Origin of the sequence: Cellulosilyticum sp. ST5, from assembly GCF_046529625.1 — a bacterium.
In the GTDB taxonomy this organism is placed as follows: Bacteria; Bacillota; Clostridia; order Lachnospirales; family Cellulosilyticaceae; genus Cellulosilyticum; species Cellulosilyticum lentocellum.
This window is the reverse complement of the sequence record NZ_CP132338.1, coordinates 1,708,734-1,727,131: the sequence shown is the minus strand read 5'-3', so window position 1 is coordinate 1,727,131 and position 18,398 is coordinate 1,708,734. Positions and strand designations below refer to the sequence as shown.

Sequence of the window (18,398 nt, the reverse complement as noted above, 5' to 3'; positions counted from 1 at the left end):
ATCTAGGGCATTTTTGCTGGACAATTTCTAATAGAAAGAGTATACGACAGTTCTTTTATTTGATATAATAAATTCATATGTAAAATTATGAATGAGTCCGAAGGAGGAAGACCATGGCATATTTTGGTAAGGTGGTCATCATTACAGGAAGTGGACAAGGCATAGGACAGTGTATGGCTTTAGCATATGCCAAGAAAAGAGCTATTGTTATTATTGCAGAATCTGATGAAGAAGCAGGAGAAGAAACCAAAAGCTTAATTAAAGCAATAGGTGGAGAATGTTTGTTTATTAAGACTGATATAAAAGAAGAAGCTTCTGTAGAACAAATGGTTAATCAAGTTGTAGAGCGTTATGGGAAAATAGATATTTTGATTAATAATGCAGCAGTACAGACCCAAGGTGAAAATGATACGTTATTTACTAGAAGTGTAGCTACCTTTGAAGAGACTTTACGAGTGAATGTAACAGGAGCATATATTTGTAGTAAATATTGTGCTATGCACATGCCAGAGGGAAGTAGTATTTTAAATATTGTTTCGACAAGAGCATTAATGAGTGAACCTCATACAGAACCTTATACAGCTTCCAAGGGAGCACTCCTTGCATTAACTCATGCATTAGCCAATAGTTTAGCACATCGTGTGCGTGTGAATGCCATTAGTCCAGGCTGGATTAATGTATCAGAATGGAAAAAGAAAAAAGATCGCAAGTTTACAGCACTTACAGAAGAAGATCATATGCAACATTTAGTAGGACGTGTGGGTGTGCCAGAGGATGTAGCAGAAGCTGCATTATTTTTAACGAGTGAGGGTGCAGGTTTTATTACTGGAAGTAATTTTGTAATTGATGGTGGTATGACAGTAAAAATGATTTATGCGGAATAAGGTGATGAAATGATAGTACAAGGGTGTCATTATATAGAAGAACAGAAGAAAAAATATCTGAAGCATACACTAATATGGACTGCGGTTGTGGCAGTACTCTTTGGAAGCGGCTTATTTTTAGCAGGAAAGAGAGAAAATTATTTCACAGTTATAGCAGGTGTTTTAGTTTTAGGTATTGCACTTAATTTATCTCGTTATATAGGATTTAGAAAGTTTAAGGATGGAAAAGAAGTATCAGCTAAGATTTTAGAAGGAATGAAAGGGAGTTACGATTTATTTCATAGTGCGATTATACCAGACGCAAGAGGAACTGCTTTTTTTGAGCATATTGTAGTAACTTCTAGAAGTATGTATTTCATTAGTGAAAGTAGTGAGATGATAAAAAAATACCGTTTGTGTCTCGAAAATAAATTAGCAAGTAAAGGTATACCGATGAAATCTATTCATTTTGTGCATGTAGATAATGAAGTACAAATAAAGAATCTAGCAATAAAAATTGAAAAAGATGCATGTTATACCAATGAGAAATTAGGAGAATATACGAAAGTTATTAATGATTTATTAATGTAAGTGGTGGAAAAATGAGACAGATTACAATTACGCCTTTAGAAGCAAATCAACGTTTAGATAAATTTTTGATGAAATATTTAAATGAATGTCCTAAAAGCTTCATTTATAAAGGAATGAGAACGAAAAAAATTAAATACAATGGGAAGAAACCTCAAGGCAATGAAATCTTACAAGAAAGTGATGAAATAAAAATCTTTTTCACAGAAGAACAATTTAAGACCTTTTCTAGTGAAAAAGAAGTAAAAAAAGTGCCTATTAGCTTTCAAACTGTTTATGAAGATGAGCATATACTGATTGTTAATAAACCTATGGGATTACTTACTCAAAAAGATACAGCAACAGGGCATAGTTTGGCTGATGAAGTCTTATCTTATTTAAAAGATAATGGGAGTTATGACCCCAAAACCTCTAAAGGTTTTACACCGGCACCATGTAATCGCCTAGATCGTAATACAGCAGGTATTGTATTAGTAGGTAAACATATTCCAGCGGTTCAAGTACTAGGAGAGATGCTTCAAACGAAGCAAATTTCTAAGTATTATATGAGTATTGTACTAGGTAGGGTAACAGCTCCAATGATTTTAAAAGGTTATCATATAAAGCAGGAAGGCAAAAATGAAGTAAAGATTACAACAGAATATGTAGAAGGTGCTAAGCCTGTAGAAACTCGCATTCTTCCTTTAAAGACCAATGGTAGATATACTTTAGTTGAAGTACAGTTGGTGACAGGGAAAACGCATCAAATTAGAGCCCACCTAAGTAAAATTGGACATCCCATCATTGGAGATCCTAAATATGGTGACCCTATAGAAAATCAATATTTTGCTTCTCAGTACGGCTTAAAGTATCAGATTTTATGTGCATATAAAGTGAAATTCGAACTTTGTAAGGCACCATTTCTATATTTACAAGATCGTGTATTTACTGTACCTGCACCTGCTATTTATTCACAGATTTGTGCAGGAGAAGCTCTTTTATAATAACAAGTAATGAAGGGAGTAATCTAGGCATGTGCCATAGGTTGCTCCCTTTCTTTTAAAGTAGTTTGGAAAGAACTTGCATTTTATGAACTGAGTAAGGTAGGATTATAAGTAGAAGCAATTTCATATGCGCGGTTCAAGTCATTTTCTAGCAAACAAATGTGTAACGCCTTCTCATAATCGCCATGAGTGAGCAATAGACGTACAGTTTCTTCGTAGGCATGGTCTAAGCTATAATAATACATAGCTAATTCCGTATCAAAAGGTTCTACGCATTTAGCTGCAAAAGAGTAGTGCTTTTTTTCTGCTTCTTCCATACCAATGAGTAAGCAAGTAGATTTAATTAATTCATCTTCTTTTAATTTTTTAGCACATTCAAGAGCAGAATAATAATCATTCAGTTTGATAAAGAGTTCGAATGCTTCTTCATATTGTTTAGTAAAATAAAGGACTAGCGCAAATTCTGCCACTTCTTTTAAACCCTGCTCCTTTTGCAATGGATTTTTGCAACACCTAAAACAATCAATGGCTTTCAAACCATTATAAGCATAGAGGTAGGCATAACCAGCTTCATAAAAGCAGTACTCTTGTTTGTAAAGCTTAGCAGCTTCTAAAGGATTAAAATAACTATAAAAATAAGCTGCTTTTTGATAATCATGAATGTGCAAACAAATAGCAGCACCACGTTCATAATATTTTTTTTGGTCTGCTAAAGTAATGGCTTTCCCATACAGACCTTGTTTTTGATAAGCAATAATAAGGTGTTTATAAGCACCAGCTTTTTCAAAGCAAGATGCAGCTTCCGTATATTCTTTAGAGTCTAAATAATAAATCCCTGCTAAGAAGGACAAATTATTTTCAGCTAAGAATTTTGCTTTTTGCAAGGAAGGATAGGAAAAAAATTGAAATCGTGTTTGGCTACATTTCCATAAAAAACGTATGTAGCGTAGCATAGAACCGCCTCCTTAGTAAGAAATAAATAGATGATTGTTAATTAATATAATAATAACCAATATTTTACAAAAAATCAATAAAAGGGGGAGAAAATTTGGGTTATTGGAATACAAGAGGTTTAAGAGGAAATGAATTAGAAGAACAAATTAACTTAACCAATGAATTGTATAGAGAAAAGAATCTAGGTATTATTCAGAAAGTGCCAACACCTATTAAGCCAATACGTATCGATCAAGAAAAGAGAACGATTACCCTGGCGTATTTCGAACAAAAAAGTACAGTAGACTATATTGGTGTTGTACAAGGCGTCGCTATTTGTTTTGATGCCAAAGAAACAACGAAAAATTTTTTGCCCATGAGTAATATTCATGACCATCAAGTGCGCTTTATGAGTGATTTTAAAAAGCAGGGTGGTGAAGCTTTTTTAGTTGTCAACTTTAAAAAGTATGAGGAATATTATTTTCTACCTATTGATGACTTAGAACGTCTTTATAAAGAAGCAGAAGAAGGAGGAAGAAAGTCCATTCCTTATGATAAATTTGAGAAAAAATATTTAATTCCTTTAGAAGGCGGTTTATATGTGCATTATTTAAAGATACTACAAAGTTATATAGACGCACGTTATAAATAATGTATAAATAGAGAAATTATTGACAATAATCTATAGGAGGTGAGAGCTATGAAGCACACAATTCCTAAAAGAGTATTGTTTATAGGCCTTGCAGGTATGCTACTTTCATTAAGTGCTTGTAGCAAAAGCGTTCTTTATGATGAACAGACAGTAGGCCTTGAAGCATATGCGCAAAGGCAAGTACCTTTAGAACTTTATGTAGAAGAAGAAATTAAATTAGGTGAATATGAGCCTGTATCAGGTGTTTACACAGGGGCATATGTTCAAAAAGATGAGAATATAACAGGTGACCTACTAGCTTATGAGAGAATGTTAGGACAGGTTCAAACTTTTAAAGTATTTGAATATAATTTGGAGGAAAACCTCCCTGCACAAGAGCTTTTAAGATGTATGGCACAAAAAAAAGTGCCTTACATTAAGATTGTATTGGATAACAATTATGATTTAACGCCGTTATATCATTTAGTTTATGACTTAAAATCAGCATATGGTATGCCAGTATTTATTGAGCTTTACCCACTTACTACTAGAAATTACGCACCTAGTGAATATAAAAAGATTTATCAAAGAGCTTATGAGATTGTGCATAAGTATGTTAAAAATGCTATTGTAGTATGGAGCACTGATGAATCCAGGGTTTCTGATATGCCACTTTATTATCCAGGAGATAAATATATCGATTGGGCGGGTATCAATATTTATATACCACGCTATAAGCAGGGTGAACGTTATAGTTATGAAGGAACGAAGCAATTAGATTTCTGGTATAAAAATTTTCAACATACTAAGCCTATGCTGATATCTTCTTTAGCTATTTCACATTTTTCTAGAGTGGATCATGTTTATACCATTCATGAGACGCAAGACCAATTAACGTTATTTTATAAAGAGGTACTGGAAAATTACCCTAGGTTAAGAGGTGTTTTATATATGAATGTGGATATGAACGCCATCAGTAATAACAATAAAGAAGATTACCGTTTGACAACACAACCAGCACTTATTAATACAATGAAAGCTCTTACTTTACCACTGGCTTGTGAAAATACATTACAAATACCGCAAAAGGATAAAGTACCTTGCTATATGAAATATAGTATTATAGGAACTTATTTTGAGGATAAACTTTATATCTCAGAAGAGTACATGGGTACTTGTTTTCCTAAAGTGAATTTAAAAAAGGTAGCAAAAAAACAAGATTTACAAGGAGAGGTTTATTATGCTTTAGATGAATTAAGTAAATACACCGCTTGTTATTATAAGTCATAAAAATTTAGGCATGTATTGTTTCCGTCCACCATATATTTTAAAGAGACCCTTAGCCATTTAAAGGAGTGAAAATATATGGTGGATTTTTCTATGCTCATATTAGAAGACCGTAAAGAAAGGAAAGCAGATAAGTTTAAAGGAACTTTTTTAGATTATTTAAATCTATTAAGGGAGGATACGACATCCTACCAGCTAGCTCATGAAAGGTTATATCATCTATTGACAAAGCCAGGTGTAGAGCATATTAAAACAGAAGAAGATGCTAGGTTAATGCGTATTTATGGAAAAGAAATTATTAAACGCTATGCCTTTTTTAAAGATGATTTTTTTGGTATTGATCAAACGATTATGAAGATTGTACGTTACTTTTGTTCAGCAGCTATGAAAGGGGAAGAATCAAGGCAAGTCCTTTATTTAGTTGGGCCTGTAGGGGTTGGTAAATCATCCTTGATTGATGCGATTAAACGTTTGTTAGAAGAAAGCCCTCCTATTTATAGCTTACAGGGATGTCCCATGCGAGAGGAACCTTTACATCTTTTGCCTAAACATCTGAGGGGGCAAGTCGAAAAATTACTGAATATTAAAATTGAAGGAGATTTATGCCCTGTTTGTAAGTATCGTCTCATGAATGAATTTAATGGTGAATATGAAAAATTCCCTGTAGAAGCTATAGACTTTTCTATTCGCTCAAGAAAAGGAATAGGGGTAGTACCACCAGTAGATCCTAATAACCAAGATACATCAGTACTAGTAGGTTCTATTGATATATCAAAAATGGATTTATATCCTGAAGATGATCCAAGAGTATTATCCCTAAATGGTGCGTTTAATGCAGGTAATCGTGGTATTGTAGAATTTATAGAAGTATTTAAAAATGATGTAGAATATTTACATACGATGATTACAGCAACTCAGGAGAAAAGTATACCATCTCCGGGTAAGAACGCCATGATTTATTTTGATGGGGTTATTCTAGCTCATTCCAATGAAGCAGAATGGAATAAATTTAAATCAGATCATACCAATGAAGCTATATTAGACCGTATCGTTAAAATTGAAGTACCGTATTGTTTAGAGCTAAGTGAAGAAATTAAGATTTATGATAAGATGCTTAAACGTTCAAATTTTAATTCTCATATCGCACCACATACATTAGAGTTAGCAGGAATGTTTGCTATCCTTTCTAGACTAGCACCATCTGCTAAGGTAGATCCATTAACCAAATTAAAGATTTATAATGGTGAGGAAGTTATTGAAAAGGGAACAACAAAACGTATTGATATCTTAGAATTAAAGGATGAAGCAGAACGAGAGGGTATGTCTGGCATTTCTACACGTTTTATCTTTAAAGCAATCGATACAGCTTTAGCAGAATCTGAATGCCACTGTATTAATCCAATTGGATTAATGGAAGTTTTGTTAAGAGAGGTTAAAGAACTGACTATTTCTGATGAATTAAAGAAAAAGTATTTGGGCTTTTTACAAGATACGATCAAGAAAGAATATCATAAAATACTTGAGAAAGAAGTGACAAAAGCCTTTATACATGGTTACAAGGAACAAGCTGAAGATTTATTTAATAATTACTTAGATCATGCCGAAGCTTATGCCAATAAAACAAAGCTAAAGGATCAAAATACAGGAGAAGAGCTGAATCCTGATGAAGAATTTATGCGTTCTATTGAAGAACAATTAGGCATTACTCAAGCAGGTGCTAAAGGATTTAGACAAGATGTGACTTCCTATATGTTCTCTATTGTACGTAATGGCGGAAAAGTGGACTATACCTCCTATGAACCACTTAAAGAAGCTATTGAAAAGAAACTCACCACCTCTGTAAGAGAATTATCTCGTATTATTACACAAAGTAAGGTAAGAGATAAAGAACAAAATGTCAAATATGATGCTATGGTAGAAGAAATGAAAGCTAATGGCTATTGTAATCATTGTTGTAATGTGATTCTTAAATATGCTGCTAATAATTTGTGGAAAGATTAGGCGAAGCTTATGACAACCATTTTTAAAGAGTTTCAACCCCATAGCAGAGATCGTAGCGTGGAGGATCGCAGACGACATAGAGAGTTGGTTGAGAAGAGTATTAAAGATAATATAGGAAGTATTATTTCAGATGAAAGTATTATAGGTAAAGCTAAAAATAAGAAGATCAAAATTCCCATTAAAGGTCTTAAAGAATATTATTTTAAACATGGACGTAATCAAAAAGGTGTTATTTCGGGGACAGGCGAAGAAGAAAAAGGCAAAAAAATCCCTAAAAAGGAATATGGAGAAGGCAAGACAGGAGATGAAGGGGCGGGTAATGATGAAGGAGAAGAAATTTATGAAACAGAGATTACAGTAGAAGAAGCTATTCATTACCTGTTTGAGGATATCAGCCTCCCTTATTTAGAGCATAAACAATTCAATGAAATTGAAACTCAGTATGGATCAAAGAGAAATGGCGTAAGAGATAAAGGTGCTAGATGCCGATTATCTAAGAAACATACAGTTATTGAAAAAATAAAAAGAGAAAAAAGGCAGCAAAAGACTTATAGCGAAATAGGGCAAAGTTTTGATGCTCAGGATAGAATGCCATTTCATCAGGATGACTTAAAATATTTTTATAAGAAACCAAAGCTCAAGAGAGATTCAAACGCGGTAGTTATTTGTATTATGGATACGTCAGGATCAATGGGGCAAACAAAAAAATACCTTGCACGTAGCTTTTATTTTTTACTATATCAATTTCTTAGTATTAAATATATACATGTGGAAATTGCTTTTGTCGCCCATACCACAGTTGCTAAAGAAGTAAGCGAAAATGATTTTTTTCATAGAGGAGAAAGTGGCGGAACTTATATTAGTAGTGGTTATGAAAAAGCTTTGGAACTGATTGAAGAAAGATATCATCCTTCTAAATGGAATATTTATACTTTTCATTGTAGTGATGGGGATAATTGGGGTGAAGATAATGATAAAGCAGTACAGTTAGCTAACGAGTTATGTGATGTATGCAATTTATTTGGTTATGGCGAAATTAAAACAAGTACGTATACCAGTACCATTATGTCGAGGTATTTAGAGGATGTGAAAAAAGCAAATTTTACAGCTGTCAAGATTACCAGGAAAGAAGAAGTATGGACAGCTTTTGTGGAAATGCTTGCTATTGAATCCAAAGCAAAATTGGCTAAGGGAGGTGAGTAGCATGGATTATACAATGAAGGATTTAGAAAGGTATAATGAACAAATAGAAAGTATTGCTGATGAAATTGGACTTGATTATTATCCTCAAGAATTTGAAATCATTAGTTTTGAAGATATGCTTTGTTATGAAGCATATGTAGGTATGCCTTCTCATTACTCACATTGGAGCTATGGTAAAAGCTATGATCGCTTAAAAACAGCATATAGATATAATTTAACGGGTTTACCCTATGAAATGGTTATTAATTCGAACCCCTGTATTGCTTACCTGATGAAAGATAATAGTTTGGTTTTGCAGGTTTTAACAATTGCTCATGTTTATGGGCATAATGATTTTTTTAAGAATAATCGTCTATTTACTACACACACCAATGCAAGACTTACCGTAGAGAAGTTTAAAACCCATGCTGATCGTATCAGGCATTATATAAAGGACCCTAATATTGGCTATGAAGCAGTAGAGCAGATATTAGATGCAGCTCATTCCATTCGTTATCAGTGCCACAGCTTTAGAAGTAAACCTTTTGAACCTAGAGAAGAAGTTATTTATCCTTATGACAATCTCCTTGAATATTTAGGTGCCTTTGGTGATTTAGAAGAGTGGCAAAGAGATGTCATTAATATTGTAATGGAAGAAAGTAGGTATTTTCTTCCTCAGATTGAAACAAAGATTATGAATGAGGGCTGGGCTACCTTTTGGCATTATACAATCTTAAATCGTCTTAGCTTAAATCAGGGGATGAGCTTAGAATTTTATAAGGTGCATAATAGTGTCATTTGTCAAGTGCCAGGTCAGCTCAATCCCTACTATTTAGGATTTAAAATCTGGCAGGATTTGTATCACCAGTATGATGGTGATTTTAAAAAACTAGCAGAAATCAGAATGCTAGAAAGAGATGCTTCATTTATAAGAAAGTATTTAACGTATGACTTAGCAACGAAGAGTCATCTATGTGAATTTCAGGAAGAAGAGCGTTATTATGTTGTATCTGAAGTGGCTAATGACATAGGCTGGAAACAAATTAGAAATACACTTGCTAATAATGTAGGTATGGGTGGTATGCCTGTCGTGCAAGTCAAAGAAATGTTACATCAAGAGCACACTTTGGTGTTAGAGCATATAAGTGACGACAAAGAGTTAAATCTAGCTTATGCCACGGAAACACTCAAGTATATTCAAACTTTATGGGGGGGCAAGACGATTTTATATACTACTTTAGCTAATATCCCTAGAAAGGTTATTTGTACTACGAGCAAAAAAGTAAGTATAGAGAATATTTAGATGTTACGAGTCTTGTTAGCTTTTTAAGTAAACAAGGCTCTTTTACTTTGAGAGAAGAAAAATAAGGGTACAAGTTTAAAATATTATATAAAATAAAGTAATATATAAAATATATTGAATTATTTTAAGGAGTAATATATAATAACAATAAGAAAAATGCAGTTAATTTTATAAATATTGCTTAATGGAAAGTGATGTCTGGTGAGATTAATTGCATATTTTTGATACTATAACGGTAACGTTACCGGTAAGGGTATCAAAAATGAAATTCTATTATGTTTACTACTTATAAGAAGAGCATTAAATCTATCTTGTAGCTAGTATAAATTAATGGTGAAAGGAGAAGAGGGGTAAAAGAGTATGAGGTAGTAAGAGGAATGAAAGGGGGAATAATTAAACTATGAAATTTAAAGGCAATAAAATAAGACTTGCATGGTTACTTGTGATTTGTATGGTATTTTCCATGTTTACGGGATTTAGCATGAACTGGAATACCCTTAAAGCAGCTACATTCACAGCTGTAGATGGTGATAAAGCAGATTGGAATACCACTTCTTTAGGAAAAGGTTCATCAGATGGATGGGCAAGTACAACACTTGGAGACTTGTATCTATCTAATGATTCTAAAAATCTCTATTTTTGGATTGATACAAATATCCCTAATTGGGGTTCTACTGGTATGTATGTTGACCTAGGACTTTATGTAGAAGATCAGGAGGTAGGTGATTCTGCTAATCCATGGGGAAATCAATATAATTATACTACTATGGCAGCAGCGCCACAGTATCATGTGAATATTCGTATTGCAGGTGATGTGGCAGGTTATTCTAGTTTAACAAAAAGTACAACAGGTAGCGCTATAGAAGTTGTATTAGATACAACAAGTAATCCAAAAGATATTGTAGTGAAAGGTAATAGAGCAGTAGGGATTGAAGGTTCTATTCCATTAACTGCTTTAGGTGTAACGACAGATAGCAAGATTCATCCTATTGTTGTCCTGAGTGGAAATACAAGTAATGAGCATGGTGCATTTAATGTTATTCCAGAAGACTCTGCTAATATGTTGGCAGATGCATGGAATGAATCAGGTATTAATATGAATCCACAAGGAACTTATGCTAATACTTATACAGTACAGGCTTCAAGTGTTGTACCGATTGACTTTACAAGTCCCACTGTATCAGGAAAAGATGTTATCTTTAAGTATATGAATGCTGAAGCTAGTAACGTATACGTAGCAGGTAGTTTTAATAACTGGAACCAAACTGCTAATCAAATGATATTAAACAGTGAGGGTTTATGGGAAACAACAGTAGAAGTAACTGACATTATTAATGAGTATAAGTTTGTAGTAAATGGTAAGGATTGGATTCCTGATCCTAAAAATAATAATAAAACAAGTGGTGGAAATAGTTTAGTTTACATAGAAGGTCTTATACAAAAAGAACCTTTAGAGGTAAAAATAGGCGAATCTATTTCTTTACCAAAAGTTAAGTATTATAAAGAAAGTCAGCAGGTAGAGGAAGTAGAACCAGTATATTCTTTAGTTAATCCTGATAGCAAATTAAGTTTAAGTAGTAACTTATTAAACGTAGCAGCTGATTATCCAGCAGGTAAAATTCAGTTACAAGCAGAATATAATGGCTTAATAACTACCATAGAAGTTAATGCGGTAACAGAACTCATTAAAAGTCCAGTCATTAATCCTGATGGAACTGTAACTTTTAATATCCCAAGTTATACAGGTGAAAAGCTTTATATAGCTGGTACAGTAGAAGGAGAAGACTGGGATGGTAAAGAGATTGCTAAAAATGAGAAAGGCATGTTCTCTTATACCACTAAAAATCCTGTAGCGCCTGGCAAGTATCAATATAAGTTTAAATTATCTAATAAGGATTGGAATGGTTCTTTTAAAGATCCTTTAAATCCCGGAACTGAAGATAATTCTATTCTTATCGTACCTGGTCTAGTAGTAGAAGCAATAAGTGTGCAAAAAGGAGTGCCAACTTCTTTACCTACTAGTGCTACGTTATGGGATAGTCAAGGTAAGAGCACAATCGTAACACCTAGCTATGCTTTAAAAGAACCAGCACCAACAGGGGTTACACTTGAAAATGGTATCCTTACAGTCGATAAAACATTTACTGGTAATAGTGTTGATTTAATGGCTAGTTCAGGGGATCAGGAATTAGTGATTAAAGTAGAAGTAGTAAGTCAGCTTTATACTTATAAGATTAATTATTATAGACCAACCGCAGATTATACAGATTGGAGTATATGGACTTGGGAAACGGGCAAAGGTGGAGTAGATGTTAGTTTTGCTACTGAGTTAGTAGGAGAATTTAAACAAGCTCTATATAAGGTACCTAGCAATGCACTTAATTTCAAGTTCAAAAAAGGCGACTGGAAAGGTGAAGATGGTGGAGACCGTATTGTCACTGTACCAACAGGGCAAACAGAAGTAGAAGTATGGTGTGTACAGGGGGATGAAAAGGTTTATTATTCAAAACCAGATTTAACAGCTAAAGTGCAAAGTGCCTTAGCAGACAGCCAAGATACGATACTCGTTAGCTTTAATAACCCTATCACAGCACTAACCGGTATTGAACTTAAGGACGTGGCAGCCAATCAGGTTATTGCAACAACTGCAACTAAAATAAGTGATACTTCAGTAAAATTAGTTATAGCAGATGGCACAGCTATTGACGTGACTAAACAATATACAGTAAGTGCACCAAGCTTTAAAGCTAGCAATGTACTTATGAGAAAAATTCTAGATGATGATGCTTATTATTATTCAGGTGATGATTTAGGGATGACTTATTCATCATCAAGCAGCACCTTTAAACTATGGGCACCTACAGCTACTAAAGTAGAAGTGGTACTTTATGACAATGCAGTTACTGAAACAGGTGTTACTCATGCTATGACACGTCAGAGTGCAGGCGTTTGGACTGTGAATTTAGCAGGTAATTTAGCAGGTAAGTTTTATACCTATACGGTTTACTTTGCAGATGGCAGTGTTAATAAAGATGCAATGGACCCTTATGCAAAATCTGCTTCAGTCAATGGTAAAAAAGCAGCTATAATTAATTTAAATGCAACAAACCCAGCTGGTTTTTATAGTAACTCAGGTCCGGCAGTTGCAAGTTCTGCAGATGCTATAGTTTATGAAATTCATGTAAGAGATATGTCTATTGATCCAAATGCGCCATTTGTCAATAAAGGCAAATATCTAGCCTTTACGGAGAGAGGATTAACACTAAATGGTGAGCCAGTAGGTATTGACCATCTTAAGGAGTTAGGAATCACTCATGTGCAATTAATGCCAATCTATGATTTTGGCTCAGTAGATGAAGCTAGCTCAGAAGCTCAGTTTAACTGGGGATATGACCCACAAAACTATAATGTACCAGAAGGCTCTTATGCTACAGATCCTACAGATCCTGTAAAAAGAGTTAATGAATTAAAACAAATGATTAATGCGCTTCATGAGGCAGGTATTGGTGTTATTATGGATGTGGTATATAATCATACCTTTGACACAGATGTGACAAGTCCTTTTAATAAAGTAGTTCCTGGTTATTATTATCGAACAGATGATACAGGTAAGTTTACTAATGGTTCAGGCTGTGGTAATGAAGTAGCTTCAGAAAGACCGATGGTAAGAAAGTTTATTAAAGACTCTGCTAAGTATTGGGCATCAGAGTATAATTTAGATGGCTTTAGATTTGACTTAATGGGGCTTATTGATACAGAAACCATGAAGCAAATTACAAGCGAAATCAAGAATGAAATCAAGCCAGATTTTATTATTTATGGTGAACCTTGGACTGGTGGAAGTACGCCATTACAACAACAAACTGTTAAAGGTAGTCAAAAAGGCCAAGATTTCGGTGTGTTCAATGATGAGATTAGAGGAGCCATCAAGGGAGATAGTGATGGAGCTGGCAAAGGTTTTGCAACAGGTGCAACAGGCCAAGAAGCTAGTATTGTAGAAGGTGTAAAAGGTGCTATTAATACTTTTGCTACTCATCCAACAGAAGTTGTTTCTTATGTAACAGCTCACGATAATCTTAATCTTTGGGATAAAGTACTTGCTACTATGGGCTTAGATGCCAAAACACCTTATGCAAGCATAACCGGTAACGTTTTAGAAAATGAAGCCGTTAAACGAAGCATACTAGCAAATGGCATAGCACTTACTTCTCAAGGTATATCCTTTATTCATGCCGGTGAAGAATTCCTTAGAACAAAATATGGCGACCACAATAGCTATAAGAGTCCAGATAGCATTAATATGATTAGCTGGGCAAACAGAAACAGCTATAAGGAAGTAACTGAGTATTATGAGGGGCTTATTGCTCTTAGAAAAGCACATCCGGCTTTTAGGATGACAACAGGTAAAGAAGTTAATGCGAATATAGATGCTTATGTGAAAAGCAACAACGTGGTAGCTTATACATTAAAAAATAACGCCAATGGTGATGCATGGAAAAATATTGTTGTCATTTATAACGGCAATAATACTGTTAAAGAAGTGAAATTACCAAGTACAGCCGATTGGAAAATCGTTGTCAATGATAAAAAAGCAGGAACAGCAGTTCTTAATCAATTGTTAGCGGCTAGTAGTGTACAGGTAGCACCATTATCTATGATGGTACTTTATGATGAAGGTACCAATTATGAGCCAATACCTAAAACAATAACACTTACACCAAGTACTTTAGGTATAGCTACTAATCAAAGCAAAATGATTAAAGCAGTTGTGAAAGACCAGATGGGCGCAGTTATGTCAGGTCAAAAGATAATTTGGACAGTTCAAGATGATACGATTGCAAGTGTAGATAGTATAGGTAAAGTAACAGCTAAGAAAGTAGGAAAGACTGCTATTACAGTAAGCTGTGGAGATGCTACAGCAATCTTACCAGTAGAAGTTGTTAATGCCTTAACGCCTACTAAAATGGAATTAGCATCACCTCAAGATTATGTTTATGAAGGCTATAAGCTTCAGCTTAGTGCTAAAGTATACGATCAATTTAATCAAGAGATGCTAGGCGCTAAAGTAGCATGGCAATCTAGTGATCCTTCTGTAGCTAGTATCAACACTTCTGGAGAAGTAACAGGTATAGTAGCAGGAGAAGTAACGCTTACAGCAACAGCAGGAACTGCAAGTGAAACGCTTAATCTTGTTGTTAAAGCTTATGAAAAACGCTATCTCATCCTTGAATACATAAGACCTGATAAGGATTATACAGACTGGAATTTATGGGTATGGGGAACTGGTGCTAAGAATGACCAGATTGATTTTACTGAAATCACAGAGGATAAAGCAATTGCAGTGATGGAATTAGGTCCAGATGCTGACCGTGTAGGTTTTCTTGTAAGAAAGGGAACAGATTGGAATACAGCTAAACAAGATATTACAAGTGATAGATTTATTCCAGTTCAAAAAGATCAGACTATTGTTAAAGCAAGAGTAACGTCAATGGTACAAGAGATAGAGGTTTTAGCACCAGCAACAGCACCTCAGATTTTACCACAAGAAGATAGTATCCTATTCTATTATAGGGATAATAAATTATTCAAAACAGATCAAATGGATACTATTCAAAAAGTAGAGGTTGAAATTAATGGTAAGCTTTATGACATGGCATATGATGCTAAAAATGAGTTATTTAAGTATACCTATAAAGGTTTAGAATCAGGTAAATACTACTATTGCTATTATGTGACAGATGGGTTTGGTAATAGAGTGAAAAAACTTGATCCTAACAATGTTAAGGTAGAAAATGGTTTATCTGTTATTGAATATCAAAAACTAGATGTCAAGGTAACAGGTGAAGTAAAACCAGGTGCCTTTAACTTTAGAGAAAGTGCAGTACTCCACATTAAAGCCGAAACAGTAGGTGAAGATGCAAACAAGCAACTAGAAATTGATAAAATAACAGTAGATTTAACAGGCCTTGGTGGAAAAGCTGGTGTAGTAGTAGATAAAGACTTGAAAGCGATTACTTTAACAGCTACAGAAACTACTACAGCAGGGCTTAAACAATTACCAATTCAAGTATATGATGTTTATGGCAATATTTATAAAGGTACAGCGGATGTAACGATTAATCCACAAACGTCAGTAGGAAAAGACCATTTTGATTGGGATGAAGCAGTCATTTACTTTATGCTAACAGACCGTTTTAATAATGGAGATACAAGTAATGACAGTAATAAGGTTAATGTAGCGGATAAAGGAGCTTATCACGGAGGAGACTTTAAAGGCGTAACATCAAAATTAGATTATCTGAAAAATTTAGGAATTAATACAATTTGGATTACACCTATTGTTGATAATATCGATTTTAATGTTTTAGCTTATAGTGATGAGTATAGTAAACAACCAGGTCAAGTAGGCAGTGATGTGAGTTATTATGGTTATCATGGTTATTGGGCAAAGAATTTTGAAGCACTTAATCCAGAATTAGGAACAATAGAAGATTTCCATACACTCATTGATGAAGCACATGCACGAAACATGAAGATCATGGTAGATGTTGTTATTAATCACACTGGCTATGGCATGAAGAGTGGTGATACACCAGAAGCAAATGGTGGCCCAAGTGGATTAGCCGGTTTCCCAACTACTGCTGAGCAAGATGTGTTTAGCGGCATGCTTCGAACAGATGGTAGTACAGATGAAGTTTATGGTGAGCTTGCTGGTCTTCCTGACTTTATAACAGAAAAATCAGAAGTAAGGAGTAAGATTATTGAATGGCAAGTGAAATGGGTAGAAGAACTTGGTAAGACTAATCAAGGTAATACGATTGATTACTTCCGTATTGATACTGCTAAGCATGTAGATAAAGCGACACTTCAAGCCTTTAAAAATGCCTTATCAGAAGTAAAACCAAACTTTAGATATATTGTAGAAGCATGGCTAAGTGGCAATGAAGTAGATACTTATCTTAATAGTGGTTTAGCAGATTCAGTTCTCAACTTTGATTTTAAAGAAATTGCTAAGGATTTTGTAAATGGTAGATTAGAAGAAGCAGAAGCTAAATTACAAGTTTTAAATGAAAAAGCAACAAGTACAGCCACCTATGGTAACTTCTTAGGTAGCCATGATGAAGATGGTTTCTTGTATTCACTTGGTATGCAAAATACAGATAAGCTTTTAGTAGCAGCAACACTTCAAGCAACTTCAAAAGGTCAACCTGTTATTTATTATGGTGAAGAACTTGGTCAGAGTGGTAAGAATAATTGGCCATACTATGATAATCGCTATGACATGGATTGGAGTAAGGCTAACGAAAGTAATTTTATTTTGAAACATTATCAAAACGTATTTGGTATAAGAGCTAAGTACTCAGAAATATTTGCTAAAGGTACTAGAAAGCAAGTAGCAGGTGGCAATAGTGATCAGTACATAGCTTTTGAAAGAAGTTATGGAGAGAATACTCTTGTTGTAGCTGTTAATAATGCTAAAACAAATAAAGAAATTACTTTAAAAGTACCTTATAAAGTAGGTAGTATAGTAACCGATGAATATAGTGGTAAGACTTATATAGTGACAAAAGATCAAACAGTATTGGTAACCTTACCAAATGTAGCTGAAGGTGGCACAGTTATTCTGTCAGGTAAGAAAGCTACAACTGATAATAATGGAGGAAGTAGTGGAGGCAGTAGCAATGGAACAAGTAGCGGAGGAACCACTACTTTGCCAAAAGTTCAAGTAACCCAAAAAGTACTTGAAGAGAAACCAAACCTTGAACAAGTAAAAGATCAAACGCTTTATACCGCTATAAGCAATCTTCATCAGTTACAAATCATTGATGAGAAGGGTAAAAATATAGAGAAACTAGAGAATGGTATAGAAGTAACCATACCACTAACTGCTGAGCAAAAAGCAGCTATTACAGATAAGAGAAAAGTAGGCGTTTATCAAATTACTGATTCAGGCAAGTTGATTTTTAAGGGTGGTCAATTAACAGATGAAGGTATAACCTTTAAAATGATAGAGTCTGGTCAATATGCGGTAATGATGTACGAAAAAACCTTTGATGATTTAGACTTAGTACCATGGGCTAAAGATAGTATTGAAGTTTTAGCAGCAAGGCATATTGCCATGGGTAAAACAGAGAATAGGTTTGATCCAAAAGGCACATTAACAAGAGCTGAATTTGCAGCTTACTTATGTCGAATGTTAAATATCAATACTGAGGACATTCAAAATGAAGGTCAATTCAAAGATATTCAAGGTGATAGCTGGTATAGTGGTTCTGTTATAGCGCTTAAGGAGTTAGGACTTATTAGCGGTTATGCAGATAATAGCTTTAAGCCTAATAAACCCATTACAAGAGAAGAGTTAGCAACACTTCTTGTAAAAGCATATACTTATTCTATGAATATGGATTTAGAAAAAATACCAGAATATGATACACAAAGCTTTAATGATATGAGTCAAGTAGCTACTTGGGCTCAGGCAAGTGTTAAAGCTGCTAAAGCATTAGGTCTTGTTACAGGAAATGGTGATAATCAGTATTTACCACAAAAAACTGCAACAAGAGCAGAAATGGCTAGAATGCTTGTGATGTTCTTAGAAAAAACAGGAGAATACTAATAGCCAGATCTAA

10 protein-coding genes are annotated in these 18,398 nt (G+C 34.3%); 9 read left to right on the top strand and 1 reads right to left on the bottom strand.

What is annotated here, in order from left to right:
* Window positions 1-113 precede the first annotated feature (113 nt).
* From QTL86_RS08425 to QTL86_RS08415, 3 genes are read left to right on the top strand one after another with little or no spacing between them, the layout of a single operon-like run.
* Window positions 114-884 (top strand): SDR family oxidoreductase, encoded by a 771-nt coding sequence (locus QTL86_RS08425; protein WP_013656811.1) that lies wholly within the window; start codon window positions 114-116, stop codon window positions 882-884.
* A gap of 9 nt (window positions 885-893) precedes the next feature.
* The gene (locus QTL86_RS08420; RefSeq protein WP_410496965.1) at window positions 894-1,454 is read left to right on the top strand and encodes a hypothetical protein; all 561 of its coding nucleotides are present in this window, start codon (window positions 894-896) and stop codon (window positions 1,452-1,454) included.
* Between the two features lie 11 nt (window positions 1,455-1,465).
* Window positions 1,466-2,434, top strand: a complete 969-nt coding sequence (locus QTL86_RS08415) for an RluA family pseudouridine synthase (protein ID WP_127066393.1) — start codon at window positions 1,466-1,468, stop codon at window positions 2,432-2,434.
* 83 nt (window positions 2,435-2,517) lie between these two features.
* On the opposite strand, the gene QTL86_RS08410 is transcribed toward QTL86_RS08415, so the two are convergent.
* The gene (locus tag QTL86_RS08410; RefSeq protein ID WP_127066394.1) at window positions 2,518-3,387 is read right to left on the bottom strand and encodes a hypothetical protein; all 870 of its coding nucleotides are present in this window, start codon (window positions 3,385-3,387) and stop codon (window positions 2,518-2,520) included.
* A 95-nt stretch (window positions 3,388-3,482) separates the two neighbouring features.
* Here QTL86_RS08410 and QTL86_RS08405 point away from each other — a divergent pair, with 95 nt between their 5' ends.
* The 6 genes from QTL86_RS08405 to pulA all read left to right on the top strand — a co-directional run bounded on the left by QTL86_RS08405 (window position 3,483) and on the right by pulA (window position 18,385).
* The gene (locus QTL86_RS08405) at window positions 3,483-4,019 is read left to right on the top strand and encodes a Holliday junction resolvase RecU (protein ID WP_127066395.1); all 537 of its coding nucleotides are present in this window, start codon (window positions 3,483-3,485) and stop codon (window positions 4,017-4,019) included.
* 48 nt (window positions 4,020-4,067) lie between these two features.
* On the top strand, window positions 4,068-5,288 hold the full coding sequence (locus QTL86_RS08400) for a glycosyl hydrolase (RefSeq protein WP_127066396.1): 1,221 nt from the start codon (window positions 4,068-4,070) through the stop codon (window positions 5,286-5,288).
* A 75-nt stretch (window positions 5,289-5,363) separates the two neighbouring features.
* Window positions 5,364-7,286, top strand: a complete 1,923-nt coding sequence (locus tag QTL86_RS08395; protein ID WP_410496964.1) for a serine protein kinase — start codon at window positions 5,364-5,366, stop codon at window positions 7,284-7,286.
* 9 nt (window positions 7,287-7,295) lie between these two features.
* Entirely contained in the window at window positions 7,296-8,489 is a 1,194-nt protein-coding gene (gene yhbH / locus QTL86_RS08390) for a sporulation protein YhbH (RefSeq protein WP_127066398.1), read from the top strand.
* A gap of 1 nt (window position 8,490) precedes the next feature.
* Window positions 8,491-9,771, top strand: a complete 1,281-nt coding sequence (locus tag QTL86_RS08385; RefSeq protein WP_410496963.1) for a SpoVR family protein — start codon at window positions 8,491-8,493, stop codon at window positions 9,769-9,771.
* 400 nt (window positions 9,772-10,171) lie between these two features.
* Entirely contained in the window at window positions 10,172-18,385 is an 8,214-nt protein-coding gene (gene pulA, locus QTL86_RS08380; RefSeq protein WP_410496962.1) for a type I pullulanase, read from the top strand.
* The last annotated feature ends 13 nt before the right edge of the window (window positions 18,386-18,398 follow it).

Bases quoted from the DNA above. Each gene is read 5' to 3' on its own strand.
- pulA (WP_410496962.1), top strand. From the start codon at position 10,172: ATGAAATTTAAAGGCAATAAAATAAGACTTGCATGGTTACTTGTGATT.
- QTL86_RS08385 (WP_410496963.1), top strand. From the start codon at position 8,491: ATGGATTATACAATGAAGGATTTAGAAAGGTATAATGAACAAATAGAA.
- QTL86_RS08395 (WP_410496964.1), top strand. From the start codon at position 5,364: ATGGTGGATTTTTCTATGCTCATATTAGAAGACCGTAAAGAAAGGAAA.
- QTL86_RS08415 (WP_127066393.1), top strand. From the start codon at position 1,466: ATGAGACAGATTACAATTACGCCTTTAGAAGCAAATCAACGTTTAGAT.
- QTL86_RS08410 (WP_127066394.1), bottom strand. From the start codon at position 3,387: ATGCTACGCTACATACGTTTTTTATGGAAATGTAGCCAAACACGATTT.
- QTL86_RS08425 (WP_013656811.1), top strand. From the start codon at position 114: ATGGCATATTTTGGTAAGGTGGTCATCATTACAGGAAGTGGACAAGGC.
- yhbH (WP_127066398.1), top strand. From the start codon at position 7,296: ATGACAACCATTTTTAAAGAGTTTCAACCCCATAGCAGAGATCGTAGC.
- QTL86_RS08400 (WP_127066396.1), top strand. From the start codon at position 4,068: ATGAAGCACACAATTCCTAAAAGAGTATTGTTTATAGGCCTTGCAGGT.
- QTL86_RS08420 (WP_410496965.1), top strand. From the start codon at position 894: ATGATAGTACAAGGGTGTCATTATATAGAAGAACAGAAGAAAAAATAT.